Source organism: Promicromonospora sp. NPDC090134, from assembly GCF_044746965.1.
GTDB lineage: Bacteria > Actinomycetota > Actinomycetes > Actinomycetales > Cellulomonadaceae > Promicromonospora.
In genome coordinates, this window is the sequence record NZ_JBIVCZ010000012.1 from 1 (window position 1) to 16188 (window position 16188).

The 16188-nt window shown below is 72.8% G+C and carries 16 protein-coding genes and 1 pseudogene; 9 read left to right on the forward strand and 8 right to left on the reverse strand.

What is annotated here, in order from left to right:
* Positions 1-437: pseudogene (locus ACIPN7_RS25620) on the reverse strand (hypothetical protein); the annotation flags it as partial.
* A 210-nt stretch (positions 438-647) separates the two neighbouring features.
* Here ACIPN7_RS25620 and ACIPN7_RS25625 point away from each other — a divergent pair.
* Both ACIPN7_RS25625 and ACIPN7_RS25630 read left to right on the forward strand, forming a co-directional pair.
* Entirely contained in the window at positions 648-1199 is a 552-nt protein-coding gene (locus ACIPN7_RS25625; protein WP_400549265.1) for a cysteine hydrolase family protein, read from the forward strand.
* Complete coding sequence (locus ACIPN7_RS25630) at positions 1196-2167, forward strand: GlxA family transcriptional regulator (protein WP_400549268.1); 972 nt, start codon at positions 1196-1198, stop codon at positions 2165-2167. Before ACIPN7_RS25625 ends, ACIPN7_RS25630 begins: the two co-directional genes overlap by 4 nt.
* Positions 2168-2183: 16 nt before the next feature.
* On the opposite strand, the gene ACIPN7_RS25635 is transcribed toward ACIPN7_RS25630, so the two are convergent.
* Entirely contained in the window at positions 2184-2984 is an 801-nt protein-coding gene (locus tag ACIPN7_RS25635) for an SDR family NAD(P)-dependent oxidoreductase (RefSeq protein WP_400549271.1), read from the reverse strand.
* 86 nt (positions 2985-3070) lie between these two features.
* On the opposite strand from ACIPN7_RS25635, the gene ACIPN7_RS25640 reads away from it, so the two are divergent.
* Complete coding sequence (locus ACIPN7_RS25640) at positions 3071-3922, forward strand: helix-turn-helix transcriptional regulator (protein WP_400549274.1); 852 nt, start codon at positions 3071-3073, stop codon at positions 3920-3922.
* A 16-nt stretch (positions 3923-3938) separates the two neighbouring features.
* On the opposite strand, the gene ACIPN7_RS25645 is transcribed toward ACIPN7_RS25640, so the two are convergent.
* Positions 3939-4325, reverse strand: a complete 387-nt coding sequence (locus ACIPN7_RS25645; protein WP_400549277.1) for a DUF1304 domain-containing protein — start codon at positions 4323-4325, stop codon at positions 3939-3941.
* Positions 4326-4446: 121 nt separating this feature from the next.
* Here ACIPN7_RS25645 and ACIPN7_RS25650 point away from each other — a divergent pair, with 121 nt between their 5' ends.
* From ACIPN7_RS25650 to ACIPN7_RS25660, 3 genes are all read left to right on the forward strand, one after another.
* Positions 4447-5103, forward strand: a complete 657-nt coding sequence (locus ACIPN7_RS25650; protein WP_400549280.1) for a hypothetical protein — start codon at positions 4447-4449, stop codon at positions 5101-5103.
* Positions 5100-5873: a hypothetical protein gene (locus ACIPN7_RS25655; protein ID WP_400549283.1), complete on the forward strand. Its 774-nt coding sequence runs from the start codon at positions 5100-5102 to the stop codon at positions 5871-5873. The genes ACIPN7_RS25650 and ACIPN7_RS25655 overlap by 4 nt, the downstream gene beginning before the upstream one ends.
* A gap of 83 nt (positions 5874-5956) precedes the next feature.
* Entirely contained in the window at positions 5957-6907 is a 951-nt protein-coding gene (locus ACIPN7_RS25660) for a helix-turn-helix domain-containing protein (protein ID WP_400549286.1), read from the forward strand.
* Here the strand turns inward: ACIPN7_RS25660 and ACIPN7_RS25665 are convergent.
* From ACIPN7_RS25665 to ACIPN7_RS25675, 3 genes are all read right to left on the reverse strand, one after another.
* Complete coding sequence (locus ACIPN7_RS25665) at positions 6806-7990, reverse strand: MFS transporter (protein ID WP_400549289.1); 1185 nt, start codon at positions 7988-7990, stop codon at positions 6806-6808. The two genes, ACIPN7_RS25660 and ACIPN7_RS25665, sit on opposite strands and share 102 nt — an antisense overlap.
* A 72-nt stretch (positions 7991-8062) precedes the next feature.
* Positions 8063-8707 carry a DedA family protein gene (locus tag ACIPN7_RS25670; protein ID WP_400549292.1) on the reverse strand — a complete coding sequence of 215 codons (645 nt, stop codon included), beginning with the start codon at positions 8705-8707 and terminating at the stop codon, positions 8063-8065.
* Between the two features lie 88 nt (positions 8708-8795).
* A complete protein-coding gene (locus ACIPN7_RS25675; RefSeq protein WP_285102503.1) occupies positions 8796-9233 on the reverse strand; it encodes an Lrp/AsnC family transcriptional regulator in 438 nt (145 codons plus the stop codon).
* 102 nt (positions 9234-9335) lie between these two features.
* Between ACIPN7_RS25675 and ddaH the strand changes: the two genes are divergently transcribed.
* Positions 9336-10223 carry a dimethylargininase gene (ddaH, locus tag ACIPN7_RS25680; RefSeq protein WP_400549296.1) on the forward strand — a complete coding sequence of 296 codons (888 nt, stop codon included), beginning with the start codon at positions 9336-9338 and terminating at the stop codon, positions 10221-10223.
* On the forward strand, positions 10220-11248 hold the full coding sequence (locus ACIPN7_RS25685; RefSeq protein ID WP_400549299.1) for an ornithine cyclodeaminase: 1029 nt from the start codon (positions 10220-10222) through the stop codon (positions 11246-11248). Before ddaH ends, ACIPN7_RS25685 begins: the two co-directional genes overlap by 4 nt.
* A 167-nt stretch (positions 11249-11415) precedes the next feature.
* Here ACIPN7_RS25685 and ACIPN7_RS25690 read toward each other — a convergent pair whose 3' ends face one another.
* Together ACIPN7_RS25690 and ACIPN7_RS25695 are read right to left on the reverse strand one after the other, a co-directional pair.
* Entirely contained in the window at positions 11416-12918 is a 1503-nt protein-coding gene (locus ACIPN7_RS25690; protein ID WP_400549301.1) for a M81 family metallopeptidase, read from the reverse strand.
* Positions 12915-14123, reverse strand: a complete 1209-nt coding sequence (locus ACIPN7_RS25695) for an ROK family protein (protein ID WP_400549303.1) — start codon at positions 14121-14123, stop codon at positions 12915-12917. Before ACIPN7_RS25695 ends, ACIPN7_RS25690 begins: the two co-directional genes overlap by 4 nt.
* A 255-nt stretch (positions 14124-14378) precedes the next feature.
* Here ACIPN7_RS25695 and ACIPN7_RS25700 point away from each other — a divergent pair, with 255 nt between their 5' ends.
* On the forward strand, positions 14379-16187 hold the full coding sequence (locus ACIPN7_RS25700) for a peptide ABC transporter substrate-binding protein (RefSeq protein ID WP_400549305.1): 1809 nt from the start codon (positions 14379-14381) through the stop codon (positions 16185-16187).
* The last annotated feature ends 1 nt before the right edge of the window (position 16188 follow it).

Consider the following 16188-nt stretch of genomic DNA (forward strand, 5'->3'; position numbering starts at 1 on the left):
GCCGTGTTGTGTTCGGTGGTCCAGCCGCGGCGTCGGGCGATCTCGCCGGTGGCGCGGGACTGCATGGCGGTGGCCCAGGAGATGAGGTCCTGCCATCGTGCCGCGACGTCCACGAGCGTGGCGTCATCGGTATCCGCTACCTCGACACCGGTCAGGGCATCGACAAGGACCGCACCCACCGGCAGGCCGGTGAGTTCTGGCAGCGAGGCCGGGGCCGCGGTCTCGGTCGGCCCCTCGGCGAGATCGCTCACCGTCGCAGGTGTGCTGCGCCCGTGACCTGGCCAGGTCACCGTGGCAGCCGGTAGGGCGCCCTCGTCGCTCAGGGCTTGCGCGCTCCAGCACAGCGTGTGGAACACCGTCGTCGTGCTCGTAGGGGCCGGTGGCAGCGCGGCGAGGGCGCGTTCGACGGTGGTTGCGGGGCTGGTTGGTGTCTCCACTCGGGCTCCCTTCGCAGATGAACCATGAGAATAAGATGTCCTTGCGTCGAATATACGTTCGACAGCCAACGACCGCAGCCCCAGACCCAAATCTGTGGACAACCCTCGACCGCCGGGCAACCGAGCGGTCCACCAGCGTGACCGGATCCGTCCGCCCCGCGACCTGATCCAGCCTCCCGCACGGGTCGCACCAGGAAGCAGACTGGGACCATGAGCAGAGCACTGATCGTCATCGACGTCCAGGAGTCCTTCCGGGTGCGCCCGCTGTGGGCCGACACCCTCAACCCGGGGGTCGCCGAGCCGGTCAACCGGCTGGTCGACCTCGCCCGCGCGGCCGGCGACCTCGTCGTCTGGGTGCTGCACACCGAGCCGGGTTCGGGCAACCCGTTCGATCCGGCGACCGGTCACGTCCGCCTGTTCGAGGAGCTGGGCGAGCCCCGGCCCGGTGAGCCGCTGCTGCACAAGACCTCGCACAACGCGTTCACCACCACCAACCTGCAGCAGATCCTCACCACTCACGGCGTGGGCGAGCTGCGGATCTGCGGCATCCGGGCCGAGCAGTGCGTGGAGACCACCACGCGCCTCGCCTCCGACCTCGGTTACGACGTGACGTTCGTCAGCGACGCGACCACGACCGACCCGCTGGGCCGGTTCAGCGCCGCGGACATCCTGGAGCGCACCGAGACCGTGCTTCGTGACCGGTTCGCGCGCATCGCGACGGTCGCCGAGCTCGAGTCCGAGGTGGCAGCATCGACGGCGTGACCACCGTCGTCTTCCTGCTCCTGCCCGGGGTCCACCTGCTCGACCTGGCGGGCCCCGCGCAGGCGTTCTTCACGGCCGGGGACTTCGGCCACCGCTACGACCTGCGCTACGTCTCGGGCACCCCGACCAGGAGCAGCGCGGCCGGCGGCACCCCGGGCAGCCCGGTGCCCGACGTCGCCGTGGTCGCCTCCGCGCAGGGTCTCCCGCTGGTCGCCGGTACCGACTGGCCGGCGCTCGGCCCGGACGACCTCGTCGTCGTCCCCGGGTGGCGCGTGGGAGACGACCCGCAGGCGTGGCCCCGCCTGACCGCGGAGGCGCGCGAGCGGCTCCGCGCGCACCACGCGGCGGGCGGCACCGTGGCCAGCGTGTGCGCGGGCTCCGACGCCCTCGGCCAGGCGGGACTGCTGGACGGCCGGCGCTGCACCACCCACCACGCCGTCCAGGACGCGCTGGCGGCGCGGCACCCGCGGGCGCACGTGGTGCGGGACGTCCTGTTCACCACGGACGGCGGCGTGGTCACCTCCGCGGGCATCGCCAGCGGCATCGATCTCTCGCTGCACCTGCTCGCCATGCGGCACGGCCCGGCCCTCGCCGCCCGCGTGGCGCGGGAGATGGTCGTGTACGCCCGCCGGAACGGGGCGGAACCGCAGGCCAGCGCGATGCTGCGGCACCGGTCGCACGTCGACGACACGGTGCACCAGGCCCAGGACCACATCGACGAGCACTTCGCGCGGACCCTGCCGCTCGCCGCCCTGGCCGCGCGGGCCGGCGTCGCCGAGCGCACGCTGACCAGGGCGTTCACGCGGGCCACCGGGGTGACGCCGCTGCGCTACCAGCAGCTGCTGCGGCGCGAGCGCGCCGAGCACCTCATCGAGCACGGGGCCACGGTGGGGTCGGCCGCACGGACGGTCGGCTTCGAGGACTCCCGGTCGCTGCGCCGGCTGCGCACCGTTCCGGAGCCCCGATGAGCACGAGGCGAGGGCGTCAGGCGCCCGCGCCGCCGTCGACCTGGAGCACGGCGCCCGTGACGTAGGACGCGCGGTCGCTGAGCAGCCAGGCCGCGGCCTCGGCGATCTCCTCGGGCTGGGCACCACGGCGCAGCGGGATGCCGGGGGCGAGCTGGTCCATCAGTCCGGGCGTGTACTCCTCCCAGGTCTGGATCATCCGCGTGTGGGTGCCACCGGGGGAGACGGCGTTGACCCGGATGCCCTCCGGTCCGTAGGTCACGGCCGCGGACTCGGTGAGGCTGTTCAGGCCTCGCTTCATCGCACCGTAAGCGGGCAGCACGGGGTTGGCCCGCAGGCTGCCGATGCTCGTGTTGTTGACGATCGCACCCCGGCCCGCGGTCGCCCGGATCGCCGCGATCTCGGCCACCATCGACAGCCACGGCCCGCGGAGGTTCACCGCATAGAGGTGGTCGAAGTCGGCCTCGGAGACCTGGTCCAGCGGTGCGGGCTCCGTGAACGCGGCGCCGTTGTTGAAGGCGACGTCGAGGCGGCCGTAACGCTCGACCGCCCGGTCGACGGCGGCGCGCACGCTGCCGGCGTCGGCCAGGTCGGCCACAGCGTGGTCCGCCGTGCCGCCCGCCGCCCGGACCTCGTCGGCCACGGCACCGAGCTCTGACTCCGTGCGCGCCGTGAGGAAGACCGCGGCGCCCTCCCGGGCGAAGAGGCGGGCCGCGGCGGCACCGATGCCGCGGCCCGCGCCCGTGATGAAGGCGACCTTGCCGGCGAGCAGGCCGGCCCCGGTCGTCGTGGTGGTTGCTTGCGTGATCGATTCGCTCATGCCGACGAGCGTGCGCCCGCTCCTGTGGCCCATCCAGGCATCGCGGGTACCTGGCTACGGCCGTGCCGCCTGCCCATACTCGGGGTATGGACAGAGCCGAGCTCGCGACGTTCCTGCGGTCCAGGCGCGAGCGCATCGCACCGGCCGACGTCGCGCTGCCCGCAGGGCAGCGGCGTCGGACGCCGGGGCTGCGCCGCGAGGAGGTGGCCCAGCTCGCGTTCATCTCGACCGAGTACTACACGCGCCTCGAACAGGCCCGCGGCCCGCACCCGTCGCGGGAGGTGCTGTCCGGGCTGGTGCGGGCGCTGCGCCTGTCCGACGCCGAGCGGGACCACCTGCACGACCTCGCGGACGTGCCGCCGGGTCTGCCGTCGGGTCCGCCGCGCGAGGTGCGGCAGAGCATCCTGGACCTCCTGCACCGGCTGCCCTCGTCTGCGGCGTTCGTGACGTCGGCAGCGCAGGAGGTGCTCGCCTGGAACCCGCTCGCGGCGGCGCTCATGGAGGACTTCTCGGCGACGCCGCGGAGCGAGCGCAACCTGCTGCGCCGGGCGTTCCTGGGCGTCGACGCGGAGGATCGACGACTGTTCGGCGTCTCGGACCTGGACGAGTTCCAGCAGGCCTCGGCCCGCAGGCTGCGCACGGTGCTGGCCCGGTACCCCGACGACCCCGAGCTCGCCACGCTGCTGGAGGAGCTCCTGCGCGGCAGCGACCGGTTCGCCCGGCTGTGGGCCGCGGGGGACGTACAGGTCGCGCCGGTGCTGCGCAAGACGTTCCGGCACCCGCTGGTCGGCCCGGTGACCGTCAACTGCGACGCGCTCGACATCGCCGACCGGGACCAGCACGTGGTGATCTACACGGCCGACCCGGGATCGTCGTCGGAGGAAGCGCTCCGGCTGCTGTCGGTGCTCGGCACGCAGCGGATGGACGTGACGGCCTGAGCTCCTGGGTCCCGCCTCAGACCAGCAGCCCGACGACCACCGCGACCACACCCAGCAGCGGGACCACGCCCTGCTTGAGCGCGGCACTGCTCTTGCTCGGGTCCGAGACGATCAGCACGAGCGACGCCGCCACCATGGAGCCCGCGCCGGCCAGCACGAGCGCGGTGCCCGCCGCCATCGACCCGGCGGCCGTCAGCACGATGCCCACCGCCGTGACGATCGCGAGGAACAGGTTGTAGTACCCCTGGTTCAGGGCGAGCGGCTTGGTCACCTCGGCCTCCTCGGCGCTCATCCCGAACGTCGCGAGGGTGCGCTTCTCGGTCCAGGCGAAGGACTCCAGGTAGAAGATGTAGACGTGGATGAGTGCCGCGAGGCCCGCGAGCACAAGTCCGGCGATCAGCAAGGTGGTGCCCTTCGTTCCCTGGGTGCCGGCGCGGAACGCGGCCGGGTGATCGGCAGTATGTCAGGGGATGGGCGACCACGGCCTGTTGACGGATGATTTCGCCTAGGCGAAACTGTCTGTCATGTCACTGCTCACCGTCGGGGAGGCCGCCGAGCGCCTGGGAGTCTCGACCCGTCAGGTGCAGCACCTGGTCGCCCAGGGCCACCTCCGTCAGATCGCCCGCGGCGTGGTCGACGAGACCTCCGTGGACCGGGTCCTCGCCGTACGTGGTGCCCGGCAGGGCCGGGGCTGGGCGGAGCCGACGGCGTGGGGCGCCGTCGCGATCCTCTCCGGCAACGCGGTGGAATGGATGGGGGCGAGCCAGCGCTCGCGGCTCAGGACTCAGCTCCGTGGGCTCTCGCCTGCCCAGCTCGTGGCGCGCACGCGGAACCGGGCAACGGCGGTCAGGTACGCAGCGCACCCGGCGAGCCTCTCGCGTCTACGCGCCGAGATCGTCGACACGTCGCAGGCTTCCGCGCCCCTCGGGCTCGCCGCGACGGCGTCGGTCGACGGCTACGTCGAGCTCGGCGAGCTCGATGCCGTCGCGGACCGGCACCGCCTGGTGCAGGACGAGGAAGGGCAGGTCACGCTGCGCGCCACCTCGATGGACCTCGCCGTCGTCCGGGTCCTTGCCGAGACCGCGGTCACCGTCGCGGCCCTCGATCTCGCCGAGTCGCTCGACTCGCGCGAACGCCACGCGGGTCTCGCCGCCCTCGAGCGAGCACTGGAGCGACTGTGACCGACCGGCCCACCCTCGACGTCGCGACACCGCCGGGCGGGTGGGGCACGCCCTGGCCGAACGTCGCCGAGATCGAGACCGCGCTGCCGCACGAGAGCTGGACGCTCGTCGGGGGCCTGATGACCCAGCTCCACGCCTTTCGTTCCGGCATCGACGTGGTCAGGCCGACGAACGACGTCGACATCGTGCTGCACGTCGAGACGACCCGGGGTGTCGCGGCGACCGCCGCGACAGCACTGGAGGGTCTCGGCTACGTGCTCACGCCTCCGATCGATCCTCGCGAGGGGAGCGCCCACCGTTTCGTCCGTGACGACGCCAGGGTCGACGTCGTCGCGACGGTGTCGGACGTCGTCGACGTGCTGGCGGCGGACCACGCGCCGCCGAGCGTCACGGAGAAGCTGCGCGGGCATGCGATGGTCGCCATCGAGGGCGGCACCCAGGCGCTGCGCCGCACGGTCAACGCCCGGCTGACCGTCTCACCGGAACGCACGACGACGATCAGCGTGCCGGACGTCTTCGGGGCGATCGTGCTCAAGGCAGCCGCCTATCGGACCGACTCCCGCGACCCTGAGCGCCACCTGCACGACGCCGCCTCGTTGCTGTGCTGTCTCGAGGACCCCTACGCCGAACAGGAACGGTTCGCCGGCTCGGACCGACAGCGGTTGCAGACCTTGCGGCTGAACCTGCCCGATGAAGCACGGGCCTGGCGCGCCCTGCCGGCAGGACACCGGCGCAACGGACAGGCCGCTCTGCGCATCCTGACGGCGTGACCAGGCGGCACCTCGAACCCCGCCCGGCCGTCCCCGGGAATAGCCGGCGCGTCCAGATGGCTCCGTCTCGTATGGAGTGGGAGATGACGGCGCTGACGCGCGAGCGGCTGTCCATGGGTGACGTGCGCTCCCGGCCGGGCGCCCTGTGGGCCGTCGTGCTGGCGGGTGCGGCCACGCTGGAGACCGCCGGGGCCCGCCACCGGCTCCTGTCCGGCGACGCGGTGCTCGTCGACTCCCGGACCGCGCACCGGCTCGTCGCCGACCGCGAGACCGACCTGGTGCACGGCGACCTGCGGCCCGCGGTCCCGTCAGCGGCGCTGCCGAGCCCGCTGGTCGTCCACGGTTTCGACCAGCGGCAGCGCGGCGTCGTCGCCCTCGTGACCGCGTGCCCCCTCGACGCGATCTCCAGCCCGGCCCCGTTCGCCGCGAGCTACGCGGGCCTGATCGGCGCGGCGATGACAGCGCTGTGGCAGGAGACCGGGACCGGCATCGACGCCGGCGCCACCGCCGACACCCAGGTCGCCGACGTCGTCGCGGCGCTCGCGGACCGGCCCGGCGAGCCGTGGACCCTCGACCGGATGGCCGCGCTGGTGCACCTGTCGCGCTCCGCGCTGACCGAGCGCTTCCGCCGCGCCACCGGGCACAGCCCGATGCAGGTGCTGCGGGAGGTGCGCATGCACCGGGCCCGCACGCTGCTGATCGACCGGTGCCTGCCGGTCACGCGGGTCGCGTTCGAGGTGGGCTACGGCTCGGTCGCTGCGTTCAGCCGGGCGTTCACGTCCGACCACGGCCTCTCGCCGCTGGCGTGGCGGACCGGGCCGGACCAGGCTGCGCCGTCCGCCGCCTGTACCGGCCCGAGCACGAACCAGGCCCGGAACCCGGCCCGGCCCCGCCCGGCCCGGCCCTGGGTCCCGTCGGCCCCGCTCGGCCCGTCAGGTGCGGGGTACCCGCAGGAACGCCCAGCCGAGTCCCGCCGCGACCGCCGCGGCCGCCCCGACCAGCATCAGCGGCCGGACGCCGTGCCCGTCCAGTAGCACGCCGCCCAGGGACGAACCGGCGGTGATGGCGATCTGGAACGCGGTGACCTGCAAGGACATAGCCGACTCGGCCCGCTCCGGCTCCACCCGGGTGACCCAGAGCTGGGTGATCACCGGCACCATGCTGATCGAGAAGCCCCACAGCACCACAGCGACGGCCAGCACGGGCACCGACGAGGCGAACGCCGTCAGCACGAGGCCCGCGGCCAGCGCGACCGGGGCCGCCGCGGCCAGCGGCCGCAGCCACCGCGCGAGCACCCCGGCGAGCACCGTGCCCACCGTGCCGCCGATGCCCCAGGCCAGCAGCATCCAGGTGGTGGCGGCGGGGTCCACCCGCTCGATGGCGATCCGGATGTACGGGTACGCGGTGAAGTTGGCGAACGCCACCAGCACCACGCAGCCGATGCCCGCCATCAGCCGCCCGTTACGCAGCGCCTCGCGGAGCATCCGCAGGCCCGCGGTCGGGTGCGGCGGCACCGAGGGCAGGCTCAGGCCGAGCACGACGGCGCCGAGCGCGGTGAGGACGGCGACGCCCCCGAACGTCGTCCGCCAGCCGACGGCGTCTCCCACCACGGAGGCCAGCGGGATGCCGACGACCGTCGCGATGCTGGTGCCGAACGCCAGCGCGGACGAGACCACGTGGTCCCTGCCGGGCACGGCCCGGGTGCCGGCCCCGAAGGCGAACGACCAGTAGCCGGCGAGCGCGATGCCGAGCAGGAGCCGGCCGAGCAGCAGCACGGCGAAGCTGGGCGCGAGGGCGACCGCGATGTTCGAGATCGCCGCCGCGACGAGCAGCGCGACCAGCACGGTGCGCCGGTCGGCGCGGGGGAGCAGCACCGCGATGCTCGGCGCGGTGAAGGCCCCGGCGACCGCGGTGGCCGCCACGGCCAGCCCGGCCGTCCCCTCGCTCGCGCCGACGTCGGCCGCCAGCGCGGGCAGCACGCTCGCCGGCAGGAACTCGCTGAGGACCACCATCGCGATCCCGAAGGAGAGGGCCACGACGGGTGTCCAGGTCGGGTTGCCCGACGGCGGGGCCGCAGCGGCGTCGCGCTGCGTGGTGGTGGTTGTGCTCGTACTCATGGGCACCACCCTGACCGCCCGCGCCGCCCGCCGGTTGATCGTGCGGCGGGTGCCGTTGACCGGACGGCGGGACTACTCGACCTCGGCCGGGCGGGGGGCCACCCGGTCGTGGCGCCAGGCACGGATACCCGCGACGACCGACGCCGCGATGACCACGCCCGCCACCACGTACGCGATGGGCCGGACCGACGGGTCCGACGCCGCGTAGTAGCCGAGCACCGTGATGAGCACGCCCCAGCTCACGGCCCCGAAGATGTTCGCGGTGAGGAACCGCAGGTAGGACATCCCGCCGACGCCCGCGATGACCGGCACGAACACGCGCGCCCAGGGCATGTACCGGCCGATCACCACGGACCACCAGCCGAACAGCTCGTAGAACCGTTCGGTGCGCACCACGGTGGCCTGTACCCAGCGACCCTTGCGGGTGCTCAGGTACGGCCGCCCGTACCGCCGCCCCAGCAGGAACGCGACCTGGTCGCCCGCCACCGCTGCGATGCCGACGCCGATCGCGAGCACCCAGATGTCGATCCGGTCGGTGCTCCCGGCCACGATCCCCGCGCCGAACAGCAGCCCGTCGCCGGTGAGGAACGGGATGAAGACGCCGACGAAGAACGCCGTGCCGACGAACACCAGGCCCCAGACGGCCAGGTAGAAGGCGAGGGGGCCGAGCACGTCGAGCCAGCCGGCGACGTCGTCCGAGACAGCGGTCCTGATCATCGAGGGCGTCCTCCGGTGCCGTGGGGGAGCGTTGGTGAGGACAGCCTAAGCTCCGCCGTCGCCCGCGGGGACCGCCGGACGGGTGGACCTAGGCCCCGGGCCGGTCCACCACGCGGGACATCACGAGCGCCGTGCGGGTCTTGACCACGTGCGTGACGGTCCGGATGCGTTCGACGGTGCGCTCGATCTCCTCCATGCTCGTGGCCATGACGTGCACGATCGCGTCGGCGTCGCCGGTCACGGTCGAGACGCGTACCACCTCGGGGATGGGCGCGAAGTCGCGCTCCAGCACCTTGGGTGACACGATCCCGGAGCAGAAGATCTCGACGTAGCCCTCCAGGATCCAGCCCATGGCCTGCGGGTCCACGCGCACGGTGAAGCCCGCGATCTCCCCGCGGGCGAGCATGAGGTCGACCCGGCGCTTCACGGCGGGCGCCGAGAGGCCCACCACGCTGCCGACCTCCTGGTACGTGGCACGCCCGTCGCGCAGCAGCTCGCCGACGATCGCCCGGTTCACGGCATCCATGAACGAATCGTTCAATACTCGCTGCGATTGCGCAAGATTCCGTGCCTGGATACGCAACGGATGCCTGCCTGTTGTGAATCGGTCCGGCCGTAATCTCGCGCCATGACGCAGACCACCGCGCAGCGGACCGCCACGCCGCGGCACTACCTCATGTGCCCGCCCACGTACTTCGACGTCGTCTACGCCATCAACCCGTGGATGGACCCGTCCTCCCCCGTCGACACCGCCAAGGCCCTCGCCCAGTGGGAGGCGCTGCGTGACGCCTACGAGGCGCGCGGTCACAAGGTCGACATCATCGAGCCCGAGCCAGGCCTGCCCGACATGGTCTACGCGGCCAACGGCGGCATCGTCGTGGGCGGACGGGCGCTCGCCGCCCGCTTCACCTACCCGGAGCGCGCGGCCGAGGGCCAGGCGTACGACCGCTGGTTCGGCACGCCCGCCGCCGACGGCTACCGCCGCCTCGGCGAGTCGGCCGAGATCATGGAGGGCGAGGGCGACCTGCTGACGATCGGCAAGCTGCTGCTCGCCGGCACCGGCTTCCGCACCACGCCCGCCGGCCACGCCGAGGTGGCCGAGCGGCTGGAGCTCGCGGAGCAGGGCATGGAGCTGGTCCCGCTGGAGCTCGTCGACCCGCGCTACTACCACCTCGACACGGCCCTCTCCGTGCTCGACGACGGCGCCGTCTCCGGCGAGACCGTCGTGGCCTACCACCCCGAGGCGTTCAGCCCGGCCGCGCAGGAGACGCTGCGCACCCTGTTCCCGGACGCGATCCTGGTCGGCGCCGACGACGCCGCCGTCCTGGGCCTGAACGTCGTGTCCGACGGGCTGAACGTGTTCCTCAGCGACCGCGCCCGCGACTACGCCGACGCGCTCAAGGAGCGCGGCTTCGTGCCCGTGGGCATCGACCTGTCCGAGATCTTCAAGGGCGGCGGCTCGGTCAAGTGCTGCACGCTCGAGCTGCGCCCCGCCACCACCGAGGAGACCCGATGACCACCGTCCCGTACCTCGACGTCGCCGCCACCGCCCGCTGGGTCGCCCGCCGCGGCCCGGAGGCCGCCATCGCCGCGCTGACCGACGCCCTGGACCGCGACTTCGCGCGCTGGCCCGAGCTCGACAAGCGCCCGCGCATCGCGTCGCACTCCCCGGAGGGTGTCATCGAGCTGATGCCCACGTCGGACGCCGAGACCTACGGCTTCAAGCTGGTCAACGGCCACCCGCTCAACCCCGCGCGAGGGTTCCAGACCGTCACCGCGATCGGCATGCTGGCCGACGTCGGCAACGGGTACCCGACGTTCCTCGCCGAGATGACGCTGCTCACGGCGCTGCGCACGGCCGCGACGTCAGCCCTCGCCGCCCGCTACCTGGCGCCGGCCAGCTCGCGGACGCTCGCCCTGATCGGCTGCGGCTCGCAGGCCGAGTTCCAGGCGCTCGGCATGCGCGCCGAGCTGGGCATCGAGACGCTGCGCGTCTTCGACGTCGACCGCGACGCGATGGAGAAGCTGGCGAAGCACGCCAAGGCGCTCGGCTTCGACGTCGTCCTGGCCGACGACGCCGCCGACGCCGTGCGCGGCGCCGACGTCATCACGACGTGCACCGCCGACAAGCAGAACGCGACCGTGCTGCACGACGCCGACGTGACGGGCGGCGTCTTCATCAACGCGATCGGCGGCGACTGCCCGGGCAAGACCGAGCTGGACCCGGCGATCGTCGCGCGGGCGAGCGTGTTCGTCGAGCTCCCGGAGCAGACCCGCATCGAGGGCGAGATCCAGCGCCAGGCCGCCGACTTCCCCGTGACGGAGCTGTGGCAGGTCGTCACGGGCGCCGCGCAGGGCCGCCGGAGCGAGGACGAGCTCATCGTGTGGGACTCCGTCGGCTTCGCCGTCGAGGACTGGACCGCGCTGAAGTTCGTCCTGGAGGACGTCACGGCGAACGCGCCGGAGCTGCTCCAGCACCTGGACCTCATCGCGGAGCCGGAGAACCCGAAGGACCTGTTCTCCCTGGTCGCGGAGGCCTGACCGCCCCTGACCGGCGGAGGGCGAACGTACGAATTCGAGGTGTGTTGCTCTGCGTAGAGCTTGTCTACGCAGAGCAACACACCTCGAATTCGTAGGTCGTCTGCCCGCCGCGACACGCCGACGACATGCCCGGGACACGCTTCCGGTGGGTCCGATGGTCGAGCTCGCTACAGGAGCTCCGCGCGCAGGTCCGGCTCTGTCTCGAACTCGTGGAACGGGTGGGTCGGGGTCGTCAGGTGGTGGTGGCCCAGGCGGAGCAGGTCCTGGTCGACGCCACCCGGGGTGAGCATGAGCATCCAGTCGGCCGCCATGTCGTACAGCTCGGGCTCCAGGTAGCCGATCTTCACCACGACGACGTCGGTGGCGCGCGGGTCCAGGCCCAGCACCTTGAAGTCGCGCTCCAGGTGGTACGGCTTGCGCCGCTCCGTGAGGATCACGCGCAGCCCGCCCGCGCGGACGACGGCGACGATCCCGGCGTCCGGGTCGCCCTCGCTCACGTGCTCCACGACGCCCGTCAGGCGGACCGGCCCGTGCGGGCCGTCGTCGACCCGGGCTCCGGCCTCGACGTCGACCGCCGCGCCCGGTCCGTCCGCGGCGAAGGCAGCGGCCACAGAGCGCGCCGCCGCGCCGTCCGGCAGCGAGGCGTAGATCGCGGTGCTCCCGCCGTCCTCGGCCGGACGGGAGAAGGCCGGCTCCGCGAGCAGCCGCGCGAGCGTCCAGGTGACGTCGCCCGCACCGCCCGCCGTCGGGTTGTCGCCCGAGTCGGACAGGAAGTACGGCCGCGCCTCGCTCGCCAGCGCGGTCGCCACGCACTGCTCGTACGGGGCGGCGGGCGCGACGAACGCGAAGTCGTCGCGCGCGTCCCAGTACTGCCGGGCGAGCTGCTCGGCCTCGCGCACGATCACCTCCTCGTCGTCGCCCGTGACGACGACGGCGGCCCGGCAGCTCGGCTCGTCGGCCCACGCGTACCCGACCCAGAGCGCGGCGTCGAGCACGCCGGGCAGGTCGGCCACGCGGGCGACGTCGGCGTAGATCGACGCCGCGGGCTCGATGCGGGTGCTGGTCTTCTCGCCCGGCAGCAGCACGGGGACCTGCAGCCACGCCTTCTTGGGCGCGCCCCCGGACCGGAGGCGCGCGAGCAGGTTGGTCGCGGCGCGCTCGCGGGTCTCCCAGGCGTCCTCGTGCGGGGCCATGCGGTAGCAGGTGATCAGGTCGCTGGCCTGGGCCAGCTCGCGGGGCACGTTGCCGTGCAGGTCCATGGTGGTGCTGATCAAGGTTCCGGGGCCGACGGCGGCGCGTACCGCCGCCGCGAGGTCGGACTCGGCGTCGTCCCGGCCGACCACCGTCATGGCGCCGTGGATGTCGAGCAGCAGGCCGTCGTACGGCCCGTGCTGCGCCTGCTGGTCGCGCAGGGTCGCCACGATCTCGTCGCGCACTGCCTCGTAGACCTCGGCGGGCACGGCGCCGCCGGGCAGCGACCGCGCGTGCAGCACGCCGCTCCACTCGGCGGCGTCGCGCAGGGGAGCGCCGTCGGCGAGGAACGGGTAGTGCTTCACGAGCTCGTCGCCGCGGCGCAGGGTGAAGGCCTCCCACCCGGAGCGGTGCGGGGAGAACGTGCTGGACTCGATCGACATACCGGCGATCGCGACCCGCGGGCGGGGGTTGGTCATCGTGGTCCTTCCGACGTTGTGGGGGACGGGGCAGAGGGCTGGGCGGTGAAGGCGTGCGGGACGAGCGCGTCCTCCAGCAGGCGGCCCACGCCCACGAGGTTCGCGTCGGCGCCCAGCCCGGACGGCGCGATCACCAGGTCGCGGGTCATCAGGGGGTGGGCGCCCTCGTAGATCTGGCTGCGGATCGCCGAGACGAACGGCTCCAGCGTCGAGAGCGCGCCGCCCAGGTACACGGCGCCGGGGTTGAAGAAGTTGACCACCGTGCACAGCGCCGCGCCGAGGTGCCGGCCGGCGGTGCGGGTCAGCGTGGTCGCCACGGGTTCGGCGTCGCGCACCAGGGCGAGGACGTCGGCCGTCCCCGCGACGTCGTACCCCTGCTCGTGCAGCAGCCGCACGAGGGCGGCGCCGGAGGCCACGGTCTCCAGGCAGCCGCGGTTGCCGCAGGTGCACGGGGTGTCGCCGCCGGCGGGGATGCGGGTGTGCGTGATGTCGCCCGCCGCGCCGCCCGCCCCGCGGTACAGCCGGTCGTCGACGAGGATGCCGGCCCCGATCGCGCTGCCCGCCTTGACGGAGACCGAGTGCCGCGTGCGGCGGGCGTGCCCGAAGTGCTCGCCGACGGCCATCGCGTTGGCGTCGTTCTCGACCACGGCGGGTACGCCGAGCGCGTCCTCCAGCCAGGAGCCGACGTCGAACCCCGACCAGCCGGGCATCCGCGACGGGCTGTCCAGGGCGCGCTGCGCGACGTCGACAGGGCCCGGCAGGGAGATGCCGACGCCGAGCAGCCGGCCGCCGTCGGGCGCGGCGCCGGCCAGCTCCCGCAGCGCCGCCGTGACCTGCGCCAGGACCGGCTCGGGTCCGTCGGCGATCGCGAGGGGCACCTCCGTGGTCGTGGCCAGCTCGCCGCCGTGCCGCAGGATGCCGAGCCGGGCGTGCGTGCCGCCCACGTCGACCACACCGAGGTAGCCGGTGCTGCCCGGCACGCGCAGGGCGCGCGGCCGCCGTCCGCCGCTGGACTCGCCCTCGCCGGTCTCCTCCAGGGCGCCCGCGGCGAGCATCGCCTGCACCCGCTGCGAGACGGTGGACGGCGCGATGCCGAGTGACTCGGCGATCTCCTTGCGCGAGCGGGCGCGGCCGCTGGACACGAGCACGAGGATCTCCCGCTCGAGCCGCGGCGCGGCGACTCGGGGACGCGTGGGCTGGGGCACGGGCCTCCTCCAGACTTCTTGCAGAACTTTTTTCGATAAGTGGAACAAGTGCCGGGCAAGAGTCTGCACCACGTTCCCGCTGATCCGGGCGGGCGGGGCTTTTTACGGCGCCGAATTAACAGTCTTGTTACGGCTTTCGCATAGATCCGGGAAACTTTGTACGTCTACGGTGCTCCATTATTCGGCTGACGAAACAAGTGCCCCGTGCCGCACAGGCCCCGGCGTCGTCAGCCCCCGCAGACCAAGGAGACCCAGATGCGCACCACGCATGCCGGACGGGCCGCACGGCTGGCCGTCGGCGCGACCGCCGCCGTCGCCCTCCTCGCCGGATGCTCGACGTCCTCCGGTGCGGACACGTCCGCCGCCCGTACCGACGTGAACTACGCCCTGCCCGCCAACGCGACCCCCAACTGGATCGTGCCGCTGGGCATCGCGGGCAAGCTCGCGACCCACAACTCCGCCATCATGCGCACCCTCTGGGAGCCCCTGGTGGCCTACGACGGCTCCGAGGGGGAGGTGGGGCGCGTGGCGAGCGCCGATCTCGCCGACGAGATCACCTTCTCCGACGACGCCCGCACCGTGACGATCACGCTCGACGACCGCACCTGGAGCGACGGCGAGCCCGTCACCTCGGCGGACGTGAAGTTCTGGTTCGACCTCGTGAAGGCCAACACGGACGTCTGGGCCAGCTACTCCGAGGGCCGCATGCCCGACAACGTCACCGACGTGGCCACGCCCGACGAGAAGACGGTCGAGCTCACCTTCGACAAGGTCTACAACCCGGAGTGGCTGCAGGCCTCCCAGCTCACGCTCGTCGTGCCGCTGCCCGCCCACGCCTGGGCCAAGGCCGCCGACGGCGACGAGCCCGACCCGGCGCTCGCCGGGACGAAGGACGGCGCGAAGGCGATCTTCGACTACCTCGTGACGCAGAGCGAGGACCTGGGCACCTACGAGTCCAACCCGCTGTGGCAGACCATCAACGGCCCGTACTCCCTGACCGGGTTCACGGACAGCGGCCAGGTCGAGCTGACGAAGAACGAGAAGTACGACGGCGACGACGCCGCCTCGATCGACACCGTCAACCTGCTGCCGTACACCTCGACCGACGCCGAGGTGAACGCGGTGCGCTCCGGCGCCGTCGACTACGGGTACATCCCGACCACGGGCCTGGACGCGCCGGAGCAGTACGAGTCGCTCGGCTACGCCGTCGAGCCGTGGGCGGGCTGGTCCATCACCTACCTGCCGTACAACTTCAACCACCCCGAGCTGGGTCCGGTCTACCGCCAGCTCTACGTGCGCCAGGCCCTGCAGCACCTCGTGGACCAGGAGCAGATCTCCGACGTCATCTGGAAGGGCGCCGCGCTGCCGGGCTACGGCCCCGTGCCGCAGAACCCCGAGAGCGACTTCCTCTCCGAGGAGCAGAAGACCAACCCGTACCCGTTCGACCCGGAGGCCGCGGCCACGCTGCTGGCCGACCACGGCTGGACGGCGGGTCCCGACGGCGTGCTGGAGTGCACCAGCCCGGGCGACGGCGCCGACGAGTGCGGCGCGGACATCGAGAAGGGCCAGCAGCTCGCGATCACCATCCTGACGCAGAGCGGCTCGGCCGAGACCGACAACATGTTCGCCGAGATCAAGTCCACCTTCGAGCAGGCCGGCGTGGGCGTCACCATCGAGAGCGCGCCGCTGAACACGGTGCTGTCCTCCATCGCCCCGTGCACCGCGGACCAGGCGGACTGCGACTGGGAGCTGCCGTTCTTCGGCACCGCCGGGAGCTGGTACTTCGGCGGCTACCCGAGCGGCGAGCGCGTGTTCGGCACGGGCGCCGCGTCGAACTTCGGCTCGTACTCGGACGACGAGTTCGACACCCTCATGCACGACTCCACCGAGAGCACCGACCCGTCGGTCATGCAGGAGTACTCGAAGTTCGGCGCCGAGAACCTGCCGGTCATGTGGCTGCCGAACCCCGTCTACCAGGTCTCGGTGATCAAGGACGGCCTGGAGGGCACCACGCAGGACCCGCTCGCCAGCTTCCACCCGCAGCGCTGGAGCTGGGCCGGCTGAC